Genomic DNA, 23594 nt, shown 5'->3' with positions numbered 1-23594 from the left:
GTTAGATATGCATGAATGAAGAAAAATATACCAGGGAGAAGGTGGAGAAGTCCGCCAAAAACAAGCGGGTGGAGCCGGAGAATAAGACGACACAGAAAAAGCATGCAGATAAGCTGAAAAATGAGACCTCAGCGGGTGAGAGCTATCGCAAGAAGCTCCGTTATGGGAAAAAGGATACCAGACTTACTCCGGAAGAGGAAAAGAAACTTCGCAAGATAAGAAAACAGGGGCGGAAGAGAATCTACAAGGAGACGGCTGCGGCAGAATCCATTCGGAAAGCCGGGATCCAAAACGAGGATGAAAACGTAGGAACAGAAGCCATGGATCAGGCAATTGGTCTGGCAATGGCCGGAAGTGCAGAGGCAAGGAGTTATGCCCGGGATATCAGGAAAAGCAATTATGGTAAGAAGCTTCATGCCAGAAATGAACATCTGGATGCGGTACAGGGTGCCAGGGGAGCAAAAGAAGCGGGTGAGGCAGGCGAAAGCACCATGTCTGCTACGGTCAAGGCAGCAAGAAAAAAGCTGATGCAGAGAGAATTTGCGGAAGCTGCCGCAAAGAAACAGGCTGCAGAGGCGGCAAACGGCATCGGAAGTATCGGCAAGAGATTCACAGACAAGGCAGAAGACCTGATGGGAAGGCTGGCAGAATGGATCAGGGAATTCTTTCAGGAACATCCTATGCTTCTTTTGATTGCGGTGGTGGTTCTGATTGTGGTTCTGGTAATCTCCGGAGCATTATCATCCTGTTCCATGATGGCAGGCGGAGTGAACATTACCACAATTGCAACTTCCTTTACGGCGGAGGATGCGGATATTCTGCAGGTGGAAGCAGATTATGTGGGGCTGGAAGCAGATTTGCAGGAAACCATAGACAATATCGAAACAGACCATCCGGGGTATGATGAGTACAATTATTCCCTTGCGGAGATCTCCCACAATCCGTTTGAACTGGCAGCATTGCTTACGGTGCTTTATGAGAATTACACCCCTTCCCAGGTGCAGTCCATGTTGCAGACCATTTTTGATTACCAGTATACGCTGACCATGACGGAAGTGGTGGAGACCAGAACGAGGACGGAAACCAGGTGGCATTATGTGACATACTACCGGGATGAAGAAAGAACCGGGTACCGGGTGGTAAACGGGAGATTAGAGTCTTATACCTATACGGTTTCGGTTCCTTATCAGGTTTATGAATCCTATCAGGTCGAGGTGGAATATGACTATTACATTCTCAATACCGTGCTGACCAATCATGGTATTTCCGCGGCAGTAAATGCCCTAAACCTTACGGAAGACCAGATGCAGCGGTATATGATCCTTCTTGAAACAAGAGGAAATAAGCCGGACATCTTTGGGGATAATGTGTATGCCAATCCGGGAGTATCTGAGGAGTATGAGAATTATGCGGTACCGGGAGAATATCTGACAGACCAGCAGTTTGGCAGGATGCTTAATGAAGCGGAAAAGTATCTCGGTTATCCCTATGTATGGGGAGGCTCTTCCCCAAGCACAAGCTTTGACTGTTCCGGATTTGTAAGCTACGTCATAAACAACTGCGGAAACGGATGGAATTATGGAAGACTTACGGCCAACGGATGGAAGAATGCGACAGCCAGGGTGGCTGCTTCCGATGTGAAGCCGGGTGACCTGGTATTCTTTCAGGGAACCTACAACACATCCGGTGCATCCCATGTGGGAATCGTGGTAGATCCGGTAAATAAGATTATGGTTCATTGTGGAAATCCTATTCAGTATGCATCTTATGACACGGCTTACTGGAGGGCTCACGCCTACTGCTATGGCAGGATTCAGTAACAATAATTACAGCGCTCCTTTGGGGCGCTTTTTGAATGGAGGAAAGGATATGTACGCAAGATTAGACAAGCTTCGCGAAGATCTGCAAAAAGCAATCGCAAAGAGAGATGAAGCGGAGAAAAAGGTGAAGCAACTGCAGGCAAAGCTCAAGGAAGAGGAGAACCAGCAGATTGTGAGTGATGTTGCATCCTACAATTTATCTCCTGAACAGCTGGCGCAGTTCTTACAGCTGGCAGGCAGCGGAAAATTGCAGGAATTGTTAAACGGTCAGGTAAAAATGCCTGAACCTGTAACCATGAATCATGCCGGGGATAAGCCGGCGGAGGATGAGGAAAATCTGTTTGATGAGAATGAGGAGGATGATCAGGATGAAGATAACTAAGATGATGAAGAAATTCGTATCAGGAGTGCTTGTTGGCATGACTGCATTAGTGGGATTTACACCACTTCCTGTATTTGCACAGGGAAAAGAAGCGGAGTGTATCTGTGAGGAAAAATGTACGGAGGACCGCATCAATGAGGACTGTGAAGTCTGTATCTATGATTACCATTACTGTGAAGGGAAGGAAGCAGAAAAGGAACCGGAAGAGGAAAACTATGGCCCGCTTACCCCTGATGGAAACATGAACCTGGTAGATGACTATGGTTCTTTTGAAGCCGGCGGCAAGCAGTTCATTACGGTGACTACGAAATCTGGCAACTTCTTCTACATCATCATTGATCGTGATGATAAGGGAACCGAGACTGTACACTTCTTAAATCTGGTGGATGAATCGGATCTTCTGGCCTTAATGGAAGATGAGGAAGTGGAAGCATATATGGCATCCCAGGGTATGACCGAGACTGAGGAACAGCCATCGGAACCGGAAACAACCGTAGAGGAAGTAAAGGAAGAGCCGAAGGAAGAGGAAACGGAACCGGAAACCCAAAAGAAAAGCCCAAATGTGACAGGAATTATGGGCGTAATCCTTATTCTGGCATTAGGCGGTATTGGAGGATTTATGTACTTTAAGTCCGGAAAGGCAAAGAAAAAGCAGGATATACCGGATCCGGATATGGATTATCTGGATGATGACGATGAGGACTATCTGGATGCTCTGGATGAGGAGCCGGAAGAGGAAGACCTTTCAGAGGAGGAAGACGATGGCGAGGAAGAGTAGATATCTTGGATATGCAAAAGGAGTCCTGAAGATTGGGAATAAGAAAAGAAGGACTTCCACAAAGGAATCCGTGCTGACAAGACTGAAAAAATTAAGGGATAAGGACTTTTCCATGACCATCCCTGTTGCAGAAGGAAACCCGGATGAACATTAGCGGGATCCGTCCAAGGCAGGGCTTTTATGATTCTGTCATAGCACAGGAACCTGAAAAAGAGAAGGTGTACAAACTGAATCAGGTGGCTATCCGTTTGGTGGATATGCCACCTCTTTTAAGTGATACTCCGATGGATGGACCGGAAGCAGCTGTTAAGGTCATGGCAGATATGCTGAAGGACTATGACAGAGAGGTTGTGGCAATCGTAAATCTACAGTCAGACGGGCGGCCAATCAACATGAACGTGGTAAGCATGGGAGCACTGGACCAGTCAGTCGCGCATCCGAGGGAAATCTTTAAGAGCACGATCCTGTCAAATGCAGCTTCCATAATGCTGGTTCATAACCATCCGTCAGGGAGACTGGTGCCGAGTTCTGAGGACATTGTTCTTACGGACAGGGTAAAGCAGTTAAGTGACCTGATCGGGGTCAGGTTTTTAGATCATGTCATTGTCGGACCGGGAAAGGATTACTATTCCTTTCACCAGAAGGAGCAAATGCCGCTGTCCTCGTTAAAACTGACGAAGGAATTGAATGATATTGAATTGGAGGGATTTAGAGTGGCGGAAAATACGGTACAAAAAGAAGCAAAGATGACTGCAACGCTTACTGTTGCGGAATGCAGCGAATTTCATTCCATGGGGGAAGAGCATATCGGAGTTAAGACAGTTAAGGAAGCTATGGAGATATTTGGAAGCATTCCTTCGGAGCGCATGAATGGCATACCGGCGATTGGAGTGCGTGTGGCAAATGAAGAGGCACCGGAGCTGTTTAGCGAGATTGATATTTTTAACGGCAAAAGGTTTGACATGGAGGCTTTATCCTATGTGCCTGAGATCAGAAACAACTGGGATGCACAGAAACTGATTGCGGAGCTGATCCATGCATATCCGGAAGCGGAAATTGTGGGAGAGATCCCAGAGGGAGTACAGAAGAAAATTCAGTTCATTGAGTCCAGGGAGAAACAGGCCGACCAGTTAAAGGCTGTAACTGACCAGCTGGAGAAAGGCGTTGTGGAGGTATTTCAAAGCGATAAATACAAACAGTTTCTGGACACAATGGCGAAATTTCCCCGATATTCCGTAAACAATTCCATTCTGATCATGATGCAGAGACCGGATGCAAGTCTCTGTCAGAGTTTTACCGGATGGAAAGAGATGGGAAGGTATGTAAAAAAGGGAGAGAAGGGTATCAGTATCCTTGCCCCTGCACCATACAAGATTGAGAGGGAACAGACCAGACTGGATGATAAGGGAAAGCCGGTGCTTGATGCAGACGGGGAGCCGGTAATGGAAAAGGTGGAAGTAACCATCCGTGCCTTTAAGGTGGTGAAGACGTTTGACGTATCACAGACAGACGGGAAGGAACTACCCTCCATAGGACCTGATGAACTGGTTGGAAGTATTGAAGGATATCCGAAGCTTTTGCAGGCTTTACAGGAAATCAGTCCGGTACCGGTTACTTTTGAGCAGATCGATGGGGAAGCGAAGGGTTTTTATCATCAGGAAGATAAGAGAATTGCCATTCAGGATGGAATGAGTGAGGTTCAGACAATCAAGACCCTGCTTCATGAAATGGCGCACCAGAAGCTTCATGATAAGGATGCAGTGGCAGCTGCAGATCATGTATCAAGGAATGGAAAAGAGGTAGAGGCCGAGAGTGTGGCATATGTTGTGTGCCAGCATTACGGTATCAACACTTCTGACTATTCCTTTTCTTATGTGGCGGGCTGGTCTGAGGGAAAGGAGACCCCGGAGCTAAAGAGCGCGCTCGACAAAATCCGACAGACCGCGGCAGATTTCATTTACCAGATTGACCAGAAGCTTCAAGTGTTACAGGCAGACAGGGAGCAGGGCTTTATTCCGGTGGTGCCGGATTCTCAGGAGAATGTGCCAAACCCTGATCTTAAGGTTGCGGTAGATAAGGCACTTGAAAACCTGGAAAAGAAGCGCACGCAGGCGAAAAAGAAAACTTCTGTAAAGTCCAAGATCAAGGAAAAAGCTGAAAAGTCAGAAACCACACCGAAGAAAACCAGGGCAACAAAAGCGAAGGAGGAAAGGGCTTGAAATTAGTGATTGCAGAGAAACCTTCCGTGGCACAGTCCATCGCGAAGGTAATCGGAGCAGAGAAAAGAGAGGATGGATATCTGGAGGGAAAGGGGTATCTGGTCAGCTGGTGTGTTGGCCATCTGGTGGAGCTTGCTTCCCCGGAGTCCTACGATGAAAGGTATGAGAAGTGGAGATATGAGGATCTTCCGATTCTGCCGAAGGACTGGAATTACCAGGTTGCGGATGCTACCAGAAAGCAGTTTGGGATTCTGAAAAAGTTAATGGAGCGTGATGATGTCACAGGGCTGGTGGAAGCAACTGATGCCGGCCGTGAGGGAGAATTAATTTTCCGTCTGGTATATCATCAGGCAAAATGCAAAAAGCCATTCGAGCGCCTATGGATTTCTTCTATGGAAGACCAGGCAATCTCGGATGGCTTTTCTAATCTGAAGGACGGGAAGGAATACGACGACCTCTATACTGCAGCGCTTTGCAGAGAGCGGGCAGACTGGATTGTAGGGATGAATGCTACCAGACTGTTTTCCACTTTGTACGGCCAGACCCTGAATGTGGGACGGGTGATGACACCGACCCTTGCCATGATTGTGGAGAGGGAGGCAGAGATTGAGGGATTTAAGCCGGAACCGATTTACAGGCTGTCAATTAAGAGCGCCGGAATTGTGGCAACATCTGACCGGTTTGACAACAGGCAGGATGCGGAGAATGTCCTGAATCGTCTCAAAGAAGAAAAGATGGCATTGGTAACGAAGCTGGAAACCACAGACAAACAGGAAAAGGCACCACAGCTTTACAGTCTGACTGCTTTGCAGAGAGATGCCAACCGGTTCCTGGGATTTACGGCACAGCAGACGCTGGATTACACCCAGAGCCTTTATGAAAAAAAGCTGGTGACATATCCCAGAACAGACAGCCGGTTTTTGACGGAAGACATGGAAGGAATGATTCCTGGTCTGATGGATAAGCTGGTATGGAAATTTGGATATACCAGGCATGTTCCTATCCATGCAAAACAGGTAATCGACAATAAGAAGGTCAGTGACCATCATGCAATCATTCCTACCGTGAATGTGGCGGATGCCGAATTTGGAGAACTTCCATCCGGGGAACAGAAAGTCTTAAGTCTGATTACAGCAAGATTCATTTCTGCCCTGGGAGATGCGGCAGTCCGGAGTGAGACGGAGCTGGAATTTACCTGCGCGGATACGGTGTTTAGGGCAAAGGCAAAAGTCTTAAAAGAGAAAGGCTGGAGAGATATCCAGGACTGGGTCATGGGCAGTAATGCAGAGCGTGCAGATTCCGAAAATGACGAAGAGGAACAAAGTGGGAATGCTGACATACTGGCATATATCAGTGCCCTGACAAAAGGCAGCTCTTATCTATTGCAAGATCCAAAACTGGAAGAGGGCAGGACGACACCAAAGAAGCATTTCACAGAAGACAGCCTGCTTTCAGCAATGGAGAGAGCCGGGGCGGAAGATATGCCGGAGGAAGTGGAGCGTAAGGGAATCGGAACATCTGCAACGAGAGCGGCAACCATTGAGAAGCTTGTGCGTATCGGCTTTGTGGAGAGAAAAGGAAATAAGAAGACCAAATATCTGATTCCGACACATAAGGGAGTAGCACTGATCACGGTGATGCCGGAGCAGATCCAGTCACCATCCATGACCGCGGAGTGGGAGCAGAAGCTGCTTGATGTGGAAAGGGGAATCTATGCAGACTCATCTTTTATGGATGAGATTGAGGAAATGATTACCGACCTTGTGAAGAATTACAAAATCATTGAGGATGCGGAAGTGCTCATGCATCCGGCATTGGAAGAAATCGGGACATGTCCCTGCTGTGGCAGACATGTGATAGAAAAGCAGAAAGGATATTTTTGTGAGGTTCGTGGCTGCAGTTTTGTTCTCTGGAAACAGAACCGTTTCTTTGAGGCTCTTGGAAAGAAAATGACAAAGCAGACAGCATCCAAACTTTTGCATGATGGAAAGGTGGAGCTGAAAGGATGCAAGTCACAGAAGACCGGAAAGACCTATGATACCACGGTTGTGATGTCGGTTGATGAGAACAAAAGAGCTGTGTTCCAGCTTAGTTTTGAGAAGGGAGAAGACAAGAATGGAAAAAGCAAAAACAAGAAAGATTAAGAAATGGGATGAAATCCATGGAGAGTACGAGGTGGAAGTATCAGAGAATTTGAGCGGCGACAGTCCGGAGGAAGCTGCCGGGGCAGGACCTTCTATCAGCAGAAATCCGATGAAGGGCGTTGAGGATATGGTGGAGCAGAATGACAACAACCTTGATGGCGTAATCAACAATGTGAAGGTGGAGCCGGCAGTCGGCACGCTTGAAATTGTCCCGGATGATAAGAAATCTGTTTTGGAAAAATTGAAGGAACAGAACAAACAGGTAACGCCTCCGATACCTGCGCCGGAGAGAAAACCGGTACCGGGATGCTGCTTTGAAAGGGAGATCACCGGATGGTAGAGAGATCCAAGTACATTCATATCCGTGTCACGCCGGAGGAAGTTGACCGGATTAAAGAGCGAATGGAGGAAGCCGGTATCAGGAGCATGACTGCATATCTGTTACGGATGGCCCTCAATGGTTTTGTGATTGTGATGGATCTTTCTGACCTGAAGGAAATTCTCAGACTGTTGCAGATAGCCGGGAACAATCTGAATCAGTACGCAAAGAGAGCGAATGAAACCGGAAGCATCTACCGGGAAGACATCGAGGAACTGAAAAACAACCAGAAAGAAATCTTGCAGGAAATGCGAAAGATGCTTGATAAGCTGACTGCAATTATGTAAGGCAGGTGAGAGGATGGCGGCGACAAAACTGATAGCAATGCACCAGAACAAAGGACGTTCCGTAATGCAGTGTCTGAAAGACAGAACCGATTATGCAAAGAATGGAGAGAAAACAGAAGACGGAAAATATATCTCTTCTTATAAGTGCCAACCGGATTTTGTCGATTGGGAATTTGCACAGTCAAAAATAGATTATCTGAAAAAAACGTGGAGGCAGCCCAAGGGAGATGTCATTGCTTATCAGATCCGCCAGTCCTTTAAGCCCGGAGAGATTACACCGGAGGAAGCAAATGAAGTTGGATATGAAACCGGCATGAGATTCACCAAGGGGAAGCATGCGTTTATTGTGGCAACGCATGTGGACCGGGCTCATATCCACAATCATATCATTTTCAATTCCACTAATCTGGATTGTGACCGGAAGTTTAGGGACTTTTGGTTTTCAGGAATTGCCCTGCAGAGACTCAGCGACATTATCTGCCTGGAGCATGGATTATCCATCATTCCAAAAGTAAAACCAAGTGAGAGGCAGAGACGTACCAAGTATCCGGATCGTGTAAGCCTGAGGGATATTATCCGGGAAGATATTCTGAAATGCCTGGATCAGAAGCCGGCTGATTTTGAAGAACTTCTCAAACTATTACAGGCAGAAGGATATGATATTAAGCGTGGGAAGCACACAGCAATCTGCGGAAAAGAGCAAAAGCGTTTTATCCGGTTCCGCTCTCTGGGAGAAGATTTTTCAGAGGAGCAACTGAAAAAAGTAATCGCCGGTGAAGCGGAGATGCCGGAGAATAAGACGGAAAGCCGGGAACCAGCACAGCCCCCGAAAGAAAAACGAAGGTTTGATCTTGTGGTCGATATTCAGGAGAAGATGGCTCAGGGAAAGAACGGCGGATATGTACGATGGGCGAAGAAATATAATGTGAAACAGTTTGCGGAATCCATTTTGTTTTTACAGCAACACGATATTCACGATAAAGAAACTCTGGATGCGTTGGTAGAAGGAAGTGCTTCCAGATATCATGAACTGATGAAAATCATCAAGGATGCAGAAACCAAAATGGCAGAGAACAAAGTTTTGAAAACGCACATCATCAACTATTCCAAGACCAGGGATATCTATATAGCCTATCGAAAATCCGGATACAGCAAGAAATTCTTTGAGGCACATCGAGAAGAGATTACTCTTCACAAAGCGGCAAAGGAAGCATTTTCTCATCTGCCGGATGGAAAGATTCCGAAAGTAAAGGATTTGAATGAAGAATTTGCCAGACTGCTTTCGGAGAAAAAAGCAGCCTACAGCGAATACAAGAAAATAAAAAAAGAGATGCGGGATTATCAGATTGCAAAGCAAAATGTGGAATCCTTCTATGCGGCTCAGAAGACCTGGGACCAGGAAGAAGATTTGAAAAAGAAAAGGCAGCAGCAGAGATAAGCATACGGGCAATCATCAAAGTGTAAATTGGTGGTTGCCCTCTTTTTTTGCAATTCCGGCGGAGCAGGAATGTATCAGCACTCACAAGGTGAGGGCGCAGCTTGACATCAGGGATGTCATTCTAAGGGGATTGGGGATGTGCCTCCAACAAGCAAACAGCGTTCGTGTGATCACGAAGGCACTGCTTGCTAACTTGCGAAGCAACAACGATTGCGGCCTTAATGCGCCGCCTATGAAAGGAAAAATGAAAGACATGAATAGAGAAAATAACAGTACAGAGAAAGAAATGATGGTAGCCGAGGATGTTACAGACATTCAGCTGACACAGGCAGGATATTACTGGGAAATGGGATTCAATGAATTCGATTTTACATGCAAGATTAAGGGAGAAGACGATGTTCTTCATATGAGAGAGCAGCGGCATGATGAGGGAAGTGGCTTTGTGATCCGCTCAGAAAAGGATGATATCTGGGAGAGAATTACAAGAAAAGAAGCATGTAAACTGGATGATAAGCTTCAGGAAGCTATTCAGTATGGAAATTACCATAAGAGGATTGCTGGGCTTACCACAGTGGAAGATTGCAAGGATCTGGAATTTGAACTGATGGAGAATAACAATGTGTACCTCAATAGGGTAATCAGGAAACTCTGGTCGGATCTTGCAGCCAAGCAGGAGGAAATTGCTGGTACTGAACCCGGAGTTGTTACAGATTTCAGAAGAAAGACTGATGAAATGTTTCACCGAATTGATGGGATGAGCGCTTCTGAGATTGAAGAGATTGTATCAGACTATGTTCAGTCGAAGATAGACGAAAACAATTTGGAGGCAGAGATTGTTGGTGTTGTAGTTTCAGGAAGCCGGTGCCGGGGAATTGAAAAAGCTGGTTCTGATCTGGATGTGGTTTTGGAATATAAAGGAAATGTCAGGGAAGATGCTTTCTATGATATTCTTCATGAAGATGGAATGGAAATTGGCGGGGTGAAGGTAGATATCAATCCGATCACAGAAGGAAAGACCGGAACACTGGAGGAATATCTGCTTGGTGTGGAGAAGTATTTGGAAGAGAAACGACAAAAGACATCGGTAAGGGGAAAACTGAAGGAGAAGAAATCAGACATCTATGCGCAGAGTGAAAGAACTGATAAGAGCAGTAAAAAGAAAACTGAAAATGTGAGATAAGAGCAATTAAGAAATGGATGAAGTTGTGGCGATTGATGGCTGTGGTGTTGCCCATTTTTTATTATCCGGAATGAGGCTTCACAAAGATTTTCTTGAATAGGGCTTCATATTTCGTGATTAGTAGATTTGGTGTTACTGTTCAGTGATTAGCCAAAGCCAATAAAATCAAAGGGTACAGAGAATGTGTTGTTAGATTGTAACAAACTTTTCTGTACCCTTTTATGATTATTTGATAAATGCAGCTTCAACAACATCGTATATTTTTTTATTTTACATTTTTGCAGTTTTAATTATGTAAGTGCATCACAAATATGCTGTCCACCAGAATTGCTTCGTAGTACAACAGCCTGCTTTTGTTTTCGTTTGAATTTTCTTAGTTCTCGTTCACTGATGTTGTTCGTATAGTCAACATCAGGATGTTTGAGAAAGTATAGATGGTGGTCTTGTTATTCTCGCAGCCTTTTTGAAGAGTAAATCCATCCAGGTAATCTTTGGTTGGTGGATTATTTTCGTATTCATTAGCAGCAAGTTCAAGAATTGAAACATATTTATTAGTCAGTTTGTTTACCTGTTCGTTAGGAATACCGGTTTTATTTTTCTTAGCTATATGAATCATCTTTTGAAGAAGGTCATGCATTTGTTTATGCCACTTAAGATTTGGTTCGTTTTCAATTGCACCAACAAGATATCTAAATTTATGAGCAATACATTCCTGATGGGAAGAACCGTAGGAATAATATGATTTGTCGTGGTCATGGACAATGGTTCCTTTAAAGTCTTTGACCGGTGTTGGGGAAAGTCCAACGTGCCCTTTATGATCAAGATGCTGATATAGAACTTGCTCCTTGTCAGTACAAAGGATAACGGCCTTTCGTTTGCCATTAATGTTACTTACTGTGGCATCCGAATGTAAAATATCTGAGTGGGTAAGCAAAAAAAAATCTAGGCACGTTCAGTCGCAGTATTTGCTGAAAATTCAGAAGAAAGGTTGCATATCGTACCAGTAGAAAGATTAACGATACCCTTTGTGATGTCAGATATACATTGCCTTGTTTTGGCTATGGAAACGTTGTAATAATCATTTAGTAAAAAGGCAAGAACCTTAACAGAGGCACCATAATTTACATGATTAATAATGCCGGTCGGAAATGGGGCATGAATTCTTGTGCCGGTCTTGCGGTTACGATATTCATCCGCAATATAATCAGTAACATTTACAGAAACCTGAATATGCTCAATTATTCTGCGCTACACTACAAAAAACAACAAAGAACAAATGTAAACAGATAAAAACACGAAAGATAGGTATTGTACCACGAAAAAAGAGTTAAATCAAGAAAAATCTTGTCAGATGCTGAACCCTATGATAAAATGTAATTCGGTACATTGTGGGCATCTACAGATCGCACAATTTTTGTTGTGTACTCTTTGAGATGATTCTGAAGAGAGGTTTTTAAAATGCAGGAGAACAAGTGGCTTTCAATGAAAGAGGTATGTGCGTACCTTCATATTAGTAGAGATACAGTTATGAACTGGATTAAGAAGGAAGGCATGCCGGCTCATCAAAAAGGGCGCTTGTGGCGTTTCGATATAAACGAAGTCGATGAGTGGATGAAGAATAATGAGACCGAAAAAATATCTGATGCCGATGACTGTTTAGAACCACAAGGCGAATAAGCAGATAGCAATGGCTATTAGAAACGGAGTGCATTATGTATAAAGTTAAATGGGACGCTCAGAACAACGGAATTATATTGAGCGATAATATATCAGACGAGGAAGCAATTCCGGCACCACGTCCGGTTTACCTGCAGGAGCTGCAGATTCTTGAAGTAGACAAGAATTATCGCCTCCCGAAAACCGATAAACCAATCTGCTGGAATATAGATGCAAGATATTATTACAAGGGCCAGCCTTTCTTTGAAAGAAGAGGTGCGGGAATATATTCAAAGCCTACAGTTGTTTACAACTCTGGCTTTACTTTTGCTACCCTTGAGGCTGTAGATGTAGATAAGCTCATTGAAATCAATAAAGAAGCTATTGAGACAATTGAGAATGAGGCCATGGACTTTATCCTTGGCTGTTATGATGCATACAAAGGAAAAGTTGACGATTTTGTGGTGGCTTTTTCGGGAGGTAAGGACTCGCAGGTTATTCTTGATCTGGTGACAAGAGTGCTTCCAGTGGAATCATTTAAGGCAGTATTTCAGGATACAGATATGGAATTGCCGTGCACATATGATATTGTGGCTTACACTGAAGAAGATTATAAGTACAGATTCCCGAACTTTAAGCTTTATCATGCGAAGAGTGATCGTCGAGCGCTGGATCTTTGGAAACAGTACGGTCCGCCGAGCCGTGTGAACAGATGGTGCTGTTCGGTAATGAAAACGACAGTATTCCGACGGACTATGAAGGAGATTCATAACACGGATGTACAGCCAAAGGTTGCTGTGTTTGAAGGTGTCAGAGCAGATGAAAGTGCAAGAAGAGAGGCCTACGACAGAATTGGTGTTAATGTAAAGCATCCTAATCTGATTAACTGCAGAGCCATATTCAGATGGAATAATTCAGAAATTTTCTTGTATCTGTTTTCGAGAGGAATCGAACTGAATCCAGCATACAGAATGGGTCTGACAAGAGTAGGCTGTGGTGTTTGCCCGTTTGCATCTGACTGGTCAGAGTATTTGATCAGAAGAGTATACCCTGATATTTCAAAAAAGTATGTGGCAGTTATTGAGGAGATGGCAAAGAACCTGGGCCTTAACTCAAAGGAAAAAATAAATAATTATATCAGCTCAAATAACTGGCAGAAAAATGCTGGTGGTAGAGGTTTGATACCGGATGGATCAAGAGTGGATCTAATCAGCAAGGAGCCGAACTTCGAATGTGTTGTAACTAAGCCGAAGTCTGATTGGAGAATATGGCTGTTTGCACTTTGCCAGTATGTTTCTGAGGAAGCAAACGGCGTTACCAAAGGCCAGATGAATTACAATGGCGAGATCTTCCGTTTCACTGTTGAAGAAAAAGGTGAAACGGTCCGATTTATAGCGGAAGGAACTGTAAACAAACCTGCGTTGCACGGAATGCTTTCCAGAGTTTTGACGAAGACCGCGGGCTGTGAACTTTGCGGGGTTTGTGAAGCAGAGTGTCCGACAGGAGCACTTACGGTTAGAAATAAGGTCGAGATTAATAAAAATATGTGCGTCCACTGCCATAAATGCCTGGAAGTCAGCTCACGTGGATGCATCATTGCTCATAGAAAGCAGATTAATGAAGGCGGCATGCTTGTTAAGTCGGTAAATATGAGAACTAGTGGTATTGATAGATATTCAACATTTGGTCTCAGAGATGAGTGGGTTGATGTCTTCTTTGATAGGGGGAATGAATGGTTTGGCACTTATCCAAATCTCGGAACAAAGATGATTCCTGCCGCAATCAACTGGTTGCGTGAAGCGGAACTCATTGATGATAAGGAAAAGAAGATCTCTGACAAGTTTGACGTTGTCAAAGGATTATACGATCGCAATAAGCTTGCAGCTTGGCAGATTATCTGGGTAGGACTTGCGTATAACTCAGCAATCGTAAATAGCTTTGTAAAGTCGATAAAACTTGAGGTTCAGTACAGCAGAGATGACATCGTGGCAATCATGAAAGAGGACTTCCCGACTCTGAATGATAACACGATTAAGAATCCAACAAATGCATTGATTACAATGCTTAGATATTCGCCTCTTGGATGCCTTTCAAATGAACAGGCTGAGGCTCAGAATATATATGTTGCAGAATTACAGATGTCCGGAAACTCTACGAGGGGTATCAGAAGAATCTCTCCGGGATATATTTCGATGCCGGCATTAGCATATCTGCTCTATAAAGAAGCAAAGGAAACTAATTGTTATGACATTACGGTAACGGATCTGCTCTTGCCAGAGGGTGTTAATCCGTATACGGTATTTGGTATGACGGCAGAGAATCTTATCCCAGCACTGAAAGCTTTGACGCAGATGGGAATTCTCACTGCAGATTTAACAGGCGGACTTGAGAATGTGCATCTGAATAACGATATTACTCCGGATGACGCACTCGCTGCTGTAATTAAGAGGGTGTGATAAAGATGGAAGAATGTTATTACTGTAAAACAGCCTTGTCGAAAGATGACAAGGCTCTGTGCAAAAAGCTATTAGGCAAGAAAATAAAACAGTTTTTCTGTAGAGAACATTTGGCAGAGGTCCTGGATACCGATGTCGAGACCTTGAATGAGAAGGTTGAGCAGTTCAAAGAAGAAGGCTGCACACTATTTTTGTAGGAGGATGAACATGCAATATTCAGAGATTATAGGAATTGAACCGTTTTTCGATTCTACCTTCAATATGACTGAGGAAAGGGAGAATTATTGGAAACAGTTCATTACAAATGAAAAATTTGAATCTAATCTCAAAGAGATCGTTAATGCATTCACCTCTTTGACAAGTGATCAGCATAAGTCTATTTGGGTTCAGGGAACATACGGAACCGGTAAGAGCCACTCAACTTCTGTAATCAAGCATCTGCTCAGTGATGACCTGGATGATATTAAGGATTATATTGATAAACTGGCCAATCCTCAGTTGAAGGCAATGCTTCTGAATTTCCGTAAAAAGGAAAGAGTATTTCCGGTCGTGTTGAAAGGTACATATTCGATTGTAGATACAGAGGAGCTTAAATATACCATTCAGAGAGCGGTTGTGTCTCAGCTTGCTGATGCGGGAATTCCTGTCACAGTTAAGTCGGATTTCCAGGCAGCAATTGAGATGCTGGAAGATAAGAAATTCGAGTCCTTCTGGCAGATTATGCTTAACAATGAGCTTGATCGTTATGCATCGACTGTTGAGGAGCTGAAAGAGCTGCTTGAGAGCGGTGATGTTGAAGTCCTTAAAGAGATCAACATTGCCCTTAAGAAGTCGAATATGATCAAAGCTACTCCAGATATCAAGCAGTGGCTTACTGAGGTGATGAACGAGCTGCGTAAGCAGAATGTGGCTGATTATCTGGTGATATTCTGGGATGAGTTTACATCTCTGCTTGAAATTTCAGAGAGGCGTAGCATCCTTAACTGCATGCAGGATCTTGCAGAGCTGAGCAAGGCTCCGAGAAAGGATGATCCGTCAAAGTATATCGGAGTTTATGTATTCCTTGTAACTCACAAGAGCATGGAGGCTACAGATAGCTATAAGGAACTAAAAGAAGATGAGAAGACTATGGCGAAGGCACGTTTTCTCGGTCTTCAGTATGATATGCAGGACATCACGACCTACCATATCCTCTCTAATGCATTAAAGGTTAAAGATACTGCAAAGTATGATGCGTTGATTGAGGAAAGAGTAACACTTCAATCTGAAGTTGCGGAGGCTTTAAAGGAAATCGTTGCACCAATGGATAAGTCTGCTCAGACGCAGGCCGTTATAAAGAGACTTTATCCGTTCCATCCATACACGGCTTATCTGGCAACATTTGTGTCCCGTGCAATTGGATCCGCAGAAAGAAGTATCTTTGAGTTTTTAAATGATGAAAATAGAGGCTTCAAGGATTTTATCAAGAATGACATAGACGAAGTTAAATACCTGACTGCCGAAAAGGTTTGGGATTTCTTTGTTGAAGCATTTTCAGAAGACCGTACCAATAACTTTGATGCTATTATCAACAAGTTTTCGATGTATTCAACAAAGCTTGAAGATACAGATATTCCTGAATTGTCCGTGTTTAAGGTAATTCTTCTTTTGAATCTGCTTAATAGAGTTACGCAGATGGATGGCGGAGACCAGGAGAAGAGTCTTGTTAATCCGAGCAAGAGGAATATTCTTTATGTGCTTAGCGGCGCATAGAGTAATGAGGCGATAAATAAGGCGCTTGTTGCAATTGACGAAAAGCAGATTGTATTAAAGGGACCGGATGATGTATATGAGGTTTCTTCATCAGCTATGCCGCTGGAAAAAATACAGGCTGCGAAGGATAAGCTTTATCTGAAATATGAAGATGTAAGTGCTCTGCTCGATGAATATGTTGGCTATAAGAACGATATTACAAAGAATATATCCAATACTGACAGTTTCAATCGTGCCACAGAGTTTGCATTAGTTTGGGGAAATCTGCAGGGGATTTCTTTGGAATCAAAGCTGCTGAAAGCTTTTACAAAGAGCTATGCTGCCAAGATTGCGATTGTGGTATTCAGAGGTGAGACACCGACCTACGATAAAAAGTCCAACCGTCCGGAAAGCGCCCTGGAAACACAGAAGAATGTGATACAGAAGCTTTCTGAAAAGGAAACAATGAAAGATGTTGTGTTTGTGATCACAGACGTGACATTTGGGCAACAGCGGTTTGAGGGTGTTATCGATGCAAAAGCTCGTGAATCCGTTGCAAGAGATACAAAGGTTGAAGATCCTACGCCATACGAAAAGAAAGCCAGCAAGTGGATGGAAAAATGGCGTAATGAAATTATTGACGGAGCAGCCACGGTTATCTTTAGAGGTGAGCGCGTGAATACTCCGACTTTCAAATCCGTATGCAATTCCGGTCTGGTGGCTGATGTGGCAAGAGTATTCCCTAATGGTGCGGAGAAATTGGCCCAGGTTGCAAGTGCAAGTACAGGCTGGAAGCAGATATACGCTAAGAAGACGGTTGAGAAAATTTGCTATGCAATAAATCGCAGTGAAGTGGAGGCTTTCAGTGGGGCTGAATCAGCGGTTTCACATTTGCTGAAGGATAAGCATGGTAACTGGTTGTTTGATGAGAAATTAAATTATATTGGTCAGTATGATGCGGCATGTCCGATGACAGTATTGATTAAGGCCATAGATGATAAGATTGCTGAGTTGAGAAATAAGACGGTTGTTGATATCGGGCAGGAGTTCAAGTTTCTTACGGAGCCTCCTTATGGTTATTACAACAATTATATATGTATGGCTTCAGTTGCGTTGGCGTTCAGACGTTATACCGAGAAGATGTACTTGTCTGATCAGGGCAGCCTGGTTTCGCCAACAATTATGCGTGATATTGTCAATGCAGCATTCTATAACTGGCTTGACGGTAAGCAGGATGCGAAACTTCGAGTAAGATTTTCAACAGCGGAAGAAAAGGATCTGATTGATCTTATTCAGAATATCTTTGGCGTCAAGGGAGATGGTATCTCTGAGACTAAGTGGGCTATGAGAGCCAGCTTTGAAAATAAATACAAATCCCCACTGTGGTCTCTAAAATATGTCGTTGATAAAGGTGCAGAGTTTAACTCTGTTATTGATTCCTTATTTACATTGGCAAACGCGACCGGAGACAGCATCACACAGGAGGATGTAAGTGATTTATTAGAAGGACTTAAAAAGCAGAAGACATCCATAGCTCTTACATTGGAGAAGGTTAAAGATTCGACATGTATTAATTCCTTTATACGGAAGTGCCTTGAGAAGGTACAGTTCCAGTTGGATGACTATACAAACCTTATGTCTTATCTGAAGCAGAACCTCTCAGATGCTATTGTTTTTTGGCGTGAAGACGATGTTGAAAAACAGATTCTTCAGTGGTGCATTTTACAGAGCAAACAGACTCCTGCGCCAGACGACAATCCGGATGATCAACCAGATACGGACGATGGATATGATGATACAGAGGCAGACAATGATAATCCGGTAGATGATGGCCAGGGCGATGACTATGATGATGGACTCTTTGATAGTCCGGATTTCGAACCGATAGAGATTACACCAATATCTATCGGAAAGACACATGCAACTATTGAAGCAGCAACTGCTTTGATTAATGAGAAGACTTTTGATGATGGAGAAGCTAAGCAGATACTTGTAAAACTTTGTAAAGAGTACCCGGTAGTTTGTTCAGCGGTTATGAAGTTACTGAGTGAGGAATAATGATATATGGATGTTGGGGCAATTAAGCAAAAGATAGCTGAAGATAAAGCCAAAAGCACCAGCTCTTATAGAAGATACCCTGTTCGATTCCTCTTTATGGAGATGAACAATAATACTCAGAATGAGATAGAGGATCTTGTAAAGAGCGCGGACGGGGAGCTTCTGGAATTAAGTGACTACATTATGAAGAAAGATGATGGATGGATGACAAAGAGTCGTTTTATCCAGATCATCAAGAAACATACGTCACAGACTAAAGACACTTATGTCGTTGGCTTTTCAGAGTTGATTCGCTTCTTTTCAAAAAAGGAAATCGAGTCAACGGTTCTGTCGTTATTTGATATCGAGAACAATAATATCATGGACCCTAAGTGTGCCCAGAGAAGAATTTACTTAATTTGTTTTTCGATGATCGATAATGTATGTAAAGTGCTTCAGAATAGCTTTGCCCGAAAGGATTTGCTTAATCCATTTATCAATGATGATTTCGAACTTAGCGGTGAATATAGAGAGGTGTGCTTTGTATCGAACGAGTATGCCTCAAATATCAAGAAAAATAAGATTACTACAAGCGTAGAGTGGATCGGTTTGTGGAGGCACGCTGAAATATTGGATTTCACTGTGCCGATTTGGTGTTGCTCAGAAAGCTTATACGAATGGCATCAGAAAGCTTCACCAGACAACGCGTTTCAAATTGATGTTGTCAAAAATACGAAGGATTACCTTCAGAAGGCGTATGACTTCACGGTAGACTTTCCATATTCAGAATCTGATGCTCCTTACTGGGATCAACTAAACCTAGAATATTCTGAACATGGCAGTGGTATGTCCATGCCAGAAATGGTGTCTTACACATTGAAAGTTGATGCCAAATCCACCAGTGCAATTGCCGGAAAACTATTTACGACAGATAGCCCATACGAGAAGTGGCTTATTAAGGGCTTTGTTAATGCTTACTATCAGGATTCTTTCTTAGGCAAGGTGCTGAAAGTCCTAAAGACCAATTCAAAAAAGGAATTTTTGATTTCCGTATGGCAGCAGGGATACTGGACCAGCAATTCCAGATATTTAGAAGAACGTATTGAGATCATAAAGGAACTGAACAAATACGCAGGATCAATTCCTCCTGAGAAGGAACTTCGCGACGTGATTTATGATGGTGTTTCTAAGGCTGTCAGCGTGGAAATATCGTTAGACGGTGGGCAGAATGATATTTGCGTCGTGGAATTGAGCGAGAAGGCGGGATGCGATAAATCTGAAATGATAAACCGTCTGCTGTCGTATTATTTGCAAATATTCAAACCAGCATTTACCGGCCTGAGCAGTACCGAGAAAGAGTTTGTTATCAATCTTTATTCGAATGGTGTTCTTGATAAGGCAGAGATAAAAGTAGTTTATCCAGCTCTGTACATGTATTTGTTTGGAAATGCTGAAAAGCGCATCGAAGGCTGCGATGAATGGAAGTTTTATCTTCAGGCATATAGGGAGAGCAAGGTTATCAACAAGGATAATGGTTACCTGGCACAGTATTATGCTAACGGCTGCGCAAATTCAACGACACTATATGGCATGTATTATGCCTTGCCACGCCAGGAAACGCTTGTGCAGCAATATGCTGACGATGCAGAAATCTATGTACTTGATGGCGTGGGTGCTGAGTATTTGCCATTACTTGTTGAGTTGTTTAAAAAGAATGGATATGATGTGGAGTTCTGCGATTATGCAGCTTGTCATCTGCCGTCTATAACAGATATAAACAAAGATTATTTGTCCGCAGTGTCTTATAAAGAATGGTTCCGTGATTTTGACAGTGATGTGATTCATGGTGAGTTCTACCGGACAACCACAAATCTTCGCAAGGCTTTTGATATTTTGGAAAGTAAAGTGAAGGATATGGTTCAAGAATCTTGCGGAAAGAAAATAGTAATTACGGCAGATCACGGAGCAACAGCCAGAGCTCGATGGACGGATACAAAGAAAAAATATGATTTTTCAGGAGCGGATCATGAGGGCCGATGCTGCAAGATAGCTGCAAAGACAGATTATGAGGATACTGAGGATTATATAGTGTACGAGGATGAAATAAAGCCAGGTACACCATATGTAATTTCCCTGAATGATCAATCGCTGTTTAACAAGCCAAGATATGAAGATCATGGCGGCGCAACAGTTGAAGAAATGCTGGTACCAGTAATTGTTGCTGTACCTCATGGCACAAAGAGCAGTATTCAGTATAAGGTAATCGATGACAAGCTTGAGGTTAGCGGATTGGATAAAATGATATCATTTGCAATCATTCCTGATCCGGAAGAAGAGGCGCATTTAATAGAAGCCGATGGAACACAGCATGTCCTGAAGAAGACCGGTGCGGTATATTCTGCAAAATTAAAATTAGGTAAAGAGCAGGATATTACAGTAGTAGTCGCAGAAAAGGAATACAAGTTCCACACCAAGAGCAGAGCTAAGAAGAATATGGAAGGAGACGACGGTTTCGATGACTGATTTAGATTATAAGATTAAAGATATATTTCCGGAAGAATCTATGCACAAAACTCCGGATCGTTATAGCTTCTTTTCAGGCGTTAATGTCCCTTCATTTATAAAGGACTGGCTTATAAAAAAGTTTTCCAATGATGATGAGGTAGATACGGAAGGCCTGTATGACTTTATTCAGAAGCATATTCCAACAAAGGACAGCAACATTAGAAGCAAGTTACTGAATGGAGACGTTATTCAGATTCTTGCCAGGATTATCTTTGAGTCAGATCTTAAGAGCGGAGAATATCGCTTTCAGATTCCAGATATTGGAATTAAGAGTGGAGAAGGTAAGGTATCCCCATATCTTGCACGACAGGAGGGTCTTCTTAAAGAAGGCGAGAACTGGGGCGTTGTAACGATGCAGTATGTTGAGCCGGACGGCAAAGAAAAAGGATATGCTGAGATGGTTAAATTCAAGCCGTTCCGTCCATATAAGCCGGATTTTGAATACTATTGTCAGGCAAGAGAGCAGTTTACTTTGGAAGAGTGGGTTGATTTCTTGATCTGTAGCATGGAGTACAATCCGAATTCTGCATCATTTGAATCCCTTGATCAGAAACTGCTGTTTTTAACGAGACTTCTTGTCTTTGTAGAACCAAACCTGAATATGATTGAGCTGGCACCGAAAGGAACCGGTAAATCATATATTTTCAATAACCTGTCGAAGTATGGATGGCAGATCAGTGGTGGAAAAATTACGAGAGCAAAGCTCTTTTATGATATGAGCAAAAATACTCCCGGAATCATTCCATCCTATGAGTTTGTATCTCTCGATGAAGTAAAGACCATCTCATTTGATAATCCGGAAGAGATTCAGGGCGCTCTTAAAAATTATATGGAGCAAGGATCATTTACTGTCGGCAAGTCTAAGTTGACTTCTCTGGCTGGCATAATTCTGCTTGGAAATATTGATCTGGATGCTAATAAACGTCCGCTGAATAACCATTATTTTGAAGAACTGCCGGAGGCATTTCAGGATCATGCACTGATTGACCGTTTCCATGGCTTTATTGAGGGATGGTATCTTCCAAGAATCAGTGAAGATCTGAAACTGAATGGTTATTCGCTTAATGTGGAATATTTTTCCGAGATTCTGTCATACACAAGAACTCAGTCCTTCTATAGCGCAATTGTAAAAGAACTGTTGGATATTCCGAAGAACGCTGATACAAGAGATACGAATGCAGTTATAAAGATGTGTTCCGGATATCTTAAACTTCTGTATCCGCATGTCAGAAGCGCATCAGATATTTCACCGCAGGAATTCAAGATGGTTTGCTTTGATCCTGCATTTGAAAAAAGAAAAATTATCAGACAACAGCTTGCTGCAATCGACCGTGAATTCACGGATCGCATGCCTGATATCAGAGTAAGAGGCTTATAATGATATATTTTGATAATGCCGCTACGACTGCAATGAGTAAGGCTGCTCTGGATGCATTGATGGATATTTCAGCAAATCAGTATGGAAATCCATCGGCTGTATATGGATTCGGACGCAAAGCCAAAAAGGTTCTTGATGAAGCTAGGGAGATTATTGCAGCCAGCATAGGTGCCGATCCAGAAGAAATCTTTTTTACTTCCTGTGGTACGGAAAGCGATAACTGGGTTGTAAATCAGATTGGCACAAAATTCAATAGAATAATCACATCTGCGATTGAGCATCATGCTGTGCTTTTCCCGGCAGAGAACTGTCATGAGAGCGGCATTGCGCTTGATATTCTGCCTGTGGATGACAATTGCCTGGTGTCCGAATCATCATTGCAAACAGTCCTGGGAGACAGACCGGCACTGGTGTCAGTTATGATGCAGAACAACGAGACTGGTGCGATTCAGAATATAAAGCAAATGGCAGATTTGGTTCATTCGTGCAATAAGGAATCTGTTTTTCATACGGATGCAGTCCAGGCAGTAGGCCATATTAATATCGATGTTCATGAAATGGGGATTGATATGCTCTCTGCGAGTGCTCATAAGTTTAACGGCCCTAAGGGTGTGGGATTCCTCTATATTAGTAAAAGCTGCAATATAGATCCGTTTGTTTTAGGTGGCGGCCAGGAAAAGGGAATGAGATCCGGCACGGAGAATGTAGCTGGAATTTACGCAATGGCAAAAGCTCTTGAGGATAATATCAAAAGCATGTCAGGGACACATGAACATATTTTGAGGCTGGAGTCATTGTTATTAAGTGAGCTGCGTAATGAGAATATAGGTTTTGAAATTAACGGAGACACTGAGCACAGAGCGACAGGAATACTGAACCTCGCGATTAAGGGCATGGATGGTGAAGGCCTCCTTAATATGCTGGACATGCACGGAATTTGTATTTCTATTGGATCAGCGTGCAACTCAAAATCGCAGGATAGATCCCATGTGCTTAAGGCAATGGGGTTAAGTGATGATAGGATTGATTCTTCAGTGAGGATATCCATCGGTCGTTATAACACGGAGGACGATGTTACTGAACTGGTAAAGTGTATTAAGAGATGTTGCAATGTGGCAGCGGTTGCAGAAGCTTAGGTGGTGAT

Annotated in this window: 20 protein-coding genes; 18 read left to right on the top strand and 2 right to left on the bottom strand. The window is 43.2% G+C overall.

The genetic code is table 11. From position 1 onward, the window contains the following. The first annotated feature begins 11 nt into the window (after positions 1-11). The 10 genes from ACTNBR_RS03060 to ACTNBR_RS03015 all read left to right on the top strand — a co-directional run bounded on the left by ACTNBR_RS03060 (position 12) and on the right by ACTNBR_RS03015 (position 10627). Complete coding sequence (locus tag ACTNBR_RS03060; RefSeq protein ID WP_441016289.1) at positions 12-1820, top strand: CD1108 family mobile element protein; 1809 nt, start codon at positions 12-14, stop codon at positions 1818-1820. A 49-nt stretch (positions 1821-1869) separates the two neighbouring features. Then, positions 1870-2202, top strand: coding sequence for a DUF4315 family protein (locus tag ACTNBR_RS03055; protein ID WP_058351253.1), 333 nt, complete (start codon positions 1870-1872; stop codon positions 2200-2202). Continuing rightward, positions 2189-2980, top strand: a complete 792-nt coding sequence (locus tag ACTNBR_RS03050) for a DUF4366 domain-containing protein (protein ID WP_441016286.1) — start codon at positions 2189-2191, stop codon at positions 2978-2980. The genes ACTNBR_RS03055 and ACTNBR_RS03050 overlap by 14 nt, the downstream gene beginning before the upstream one ends. After that, complete coding sequence (locus ACTNBR_RS03045; RefSeq protein ID WP_178856496.1) at positions 2964-3134, top strand: hypothetical protein; 171 nt, start codon at positions 2964-2966, stop codon at positions 3132-3134. The genes ACTNBR_RS03050 and ACTNBR_RS03045 overlap by 17 nt, the downstream gene beginning before the upstream one ends. Then, complete coding sequence (locus ACTNBR_RS03040) at positions 3124-5199, top strand: JAB domain-containing protein (RefSeq protein WP_441016283.1); 2076 nt, start codon at positions 3124-3126, stop codon at positions 5197-5199. Before ACTNBR_RS03045 ends, ACTNBR_RS03040 begins: the two co-directional genes overlap by 11 nt. Continuing rightward, a complete protein-coding gene (locus tag ACTNBR_RS03035; protein ID WP_441016280.1) occupies positions 5196-7343 on the top strand; it encodes a DNA topoisomerase 3 in 2148 nt (715 codons plus the stop codon). The genes ACTNBR_RS03040 and ACTNBR_RS03035 overlap by 4 nt, the downstream gene beginning before the upstream one ends. Next, positions 7315-7683 carry a DUF4316 domain-containing protein gene (locus ACTNBR_RS03030; protein WP_441016277.1) on the top strand — a complete coding sequence of 123 codons (369 nt, stop codon included), beginning with the start codon at positions 7315-7317 and terminating at the stop codon, positions 7681-7683. The genes ACTNBR_RS03035 and ACTNBR_RS03030 overlap by 29 nt, the downstream gene beginning before the upstream one ends. After that, the gene (locus ACTNBR_RS03025) at positions 7677-8009 is read left to right on the top strand and encodes a plasmid mobilization protein (RefSeq protein WP_441016274.1); all 333 of its coding nucleotides are present in this window, start codon (positions 7677-7679) and stop codon (positions 8007-8009) included. The genes ACTNBR_RS03030 and ACTNBR_RS03025 overlap by 7 nt, the downstream gene beginning before the upstream one ends. 13 nt (positions 8010-8022) lie before the next feature. Then, positions 8023-9447, top strand: coding sequence for a relaxase/mobilization nuclease domain-containing protein (locus tag ACTNBR_RS03020; RefSeq protein WP_441016271.1), 1425 nt, complete (start codon positions 8023-8025; stop codon positions 9445-9447). Positions 9448-9583: 136 nt separating this feature from the next. After that, a complete protein-coding gene (locus ACTNBR_RS03015) occupies positions 9584-10627 on the top strand; it encodes a nucleotidyltransferase domain-containing protein (RefSeq protein WP_441042666.1) in 1044 nt (347 codons plus the stop codon). A gap of 290 nt (positions 10628-10917) precedes the next feature. Here the strand turns inward: ACTNBR_RS03015 and ACTNBR_RS03010 are convergent, their stop codons facing one another. Further along, positions 10918-11019, bottom strand: a complete 102-nt coding sequence (locus ACTNBR_RS03010) for a hypothetical protein (RefSeq protein WP_441016468.1) — start codon at positions 11017-11019, stop codon at positions 10918-10920. Beyond that, positions 11001-11561 (bottom strand): IS66 family transposase, encoded by a 561-nt coding sequence (locus ACTNBR_RS03005; protein WP_441016265.1) that lies wholly within the window; start codon positions 11559-11561, stop codon positions 11001-11003. Before ACTNBR_RS03005 ends, ACTNBR_RS03010 begins: the two co-directional genes overlap by 19 nt. A gap of 524 nt (positions 11562-12085) precedes the next feature. Between ACTNBR_RS03005 and ACTNBR_RS03000 the strand changes: the two genes are divergently transcribed. The 8 genes from ACTNBR_RS03000 (at position 12086) to ACTNBR_RS02965 (ending at position 23586) form a co-directional block, all read left to right on the top strand. After that, positions 12086-12304 (top strand): helix-turn-helix domain-containing protein, encoded by a 219-nt coding sequence (locus tag ACTNBR_RS03000; RefSeq protein WP_441016262.1) that lies wholly within the window; start codon positions 12086-12088, stop codon positions 12302-12304. 35 nt (positions 12305-12339) lie between these two features. After that, complete coding sequence (locus ACTNBR_RS02995) at positions 12340-14739, top strand: phosphoadenosine phosphosulfate reductase domain-containing protein (RefSeq protein ID WP_441016259.1); 2400 nt, start codon at positions 12340-12342, stop codon at positions 14737-14739. 5 nt (positions 14740-14744) lie between these two features. Then, positions 14745-14936 (top strand): hypothetical protein, encoded by a 192-nt coding sequence (locus tag ACTNBR_RS02990; RefSeq protein WP_441016256.1) that lies wholly within the window; start codon positions 14745-14747, stop codon positions 14934-14936. Positions 14937-14946: 10 nt separating this feature from the next. Further along, entirely contained in the window at positions 14947-16491 is a 1545-nt protein-coding gene (locus ACTNBR_RS02985) for a DUF6079 family protein (protein ID WP_441016253.1), read from the top strand. 96 nt (positions 16492-16587) lie between these two features. Then, a complete protein-coding gene (locus ACTNBR_RS02980) occupies positions 16588-18528 on the top strand; it encodes a hypothetical protein (protein WP_441016250.1) in 1941 nt (646 codons plus the stop codon). 6 nt (positions 18529-18534) lie between these two features. After that, on the top strand, positions 18535-21030 hold the full coding sequence (gene pglZ / locus ACTNBR_RS02975) for a BREX-4 system phosphatase PglZ (protein ID WP_441016247.1): 2496 nt from the start codon (positions 18535-18537) through the stop codon (positions 21028-21030). Continuing rightward, a complete protein-coding gene (gene brxL, locus ACTNBR_RS02970; RefSeq protein WP_441016244.1) occupies positions 21023-22450 on the top strand; it encodes a BREX system Lon protease-like protein BrxL in 1428 nt (475 codons plus the stop codon). Before pglZ ends, brxL begins: the two co-directional genes overlap by 8 nt. Further along, positions 22450-23586, top strand: coding sequence for a cysteine desulfurase family protein (locus ACTNBR_RS02965; RefSeq protein ID WP_441016241.1), 1137 nt, complete (start codon positions 22450-22452; stop codon positions 23584-23586). Before brxL ends, ACTNBR_RS02965 begins: the two co-directional genes overlap by 1 nt. The last annotated feature ends 8 nt before the right edge of the window (positions 23587-23594 follow it).

The organism is Bariatricus sp. HCP28S3_F11, assembly GCF_052065395.1.
Lineage (GTDB): Bacteria > Bacillota > Clostridia > Lachnospirales > Lachnospiraceae > Allocoprococcus.
The sequence above is the reverse complement of the archived record's forward strand: the minus strand, read 5'-3'. Positions and strand labels throughout refer to the sequence as shown.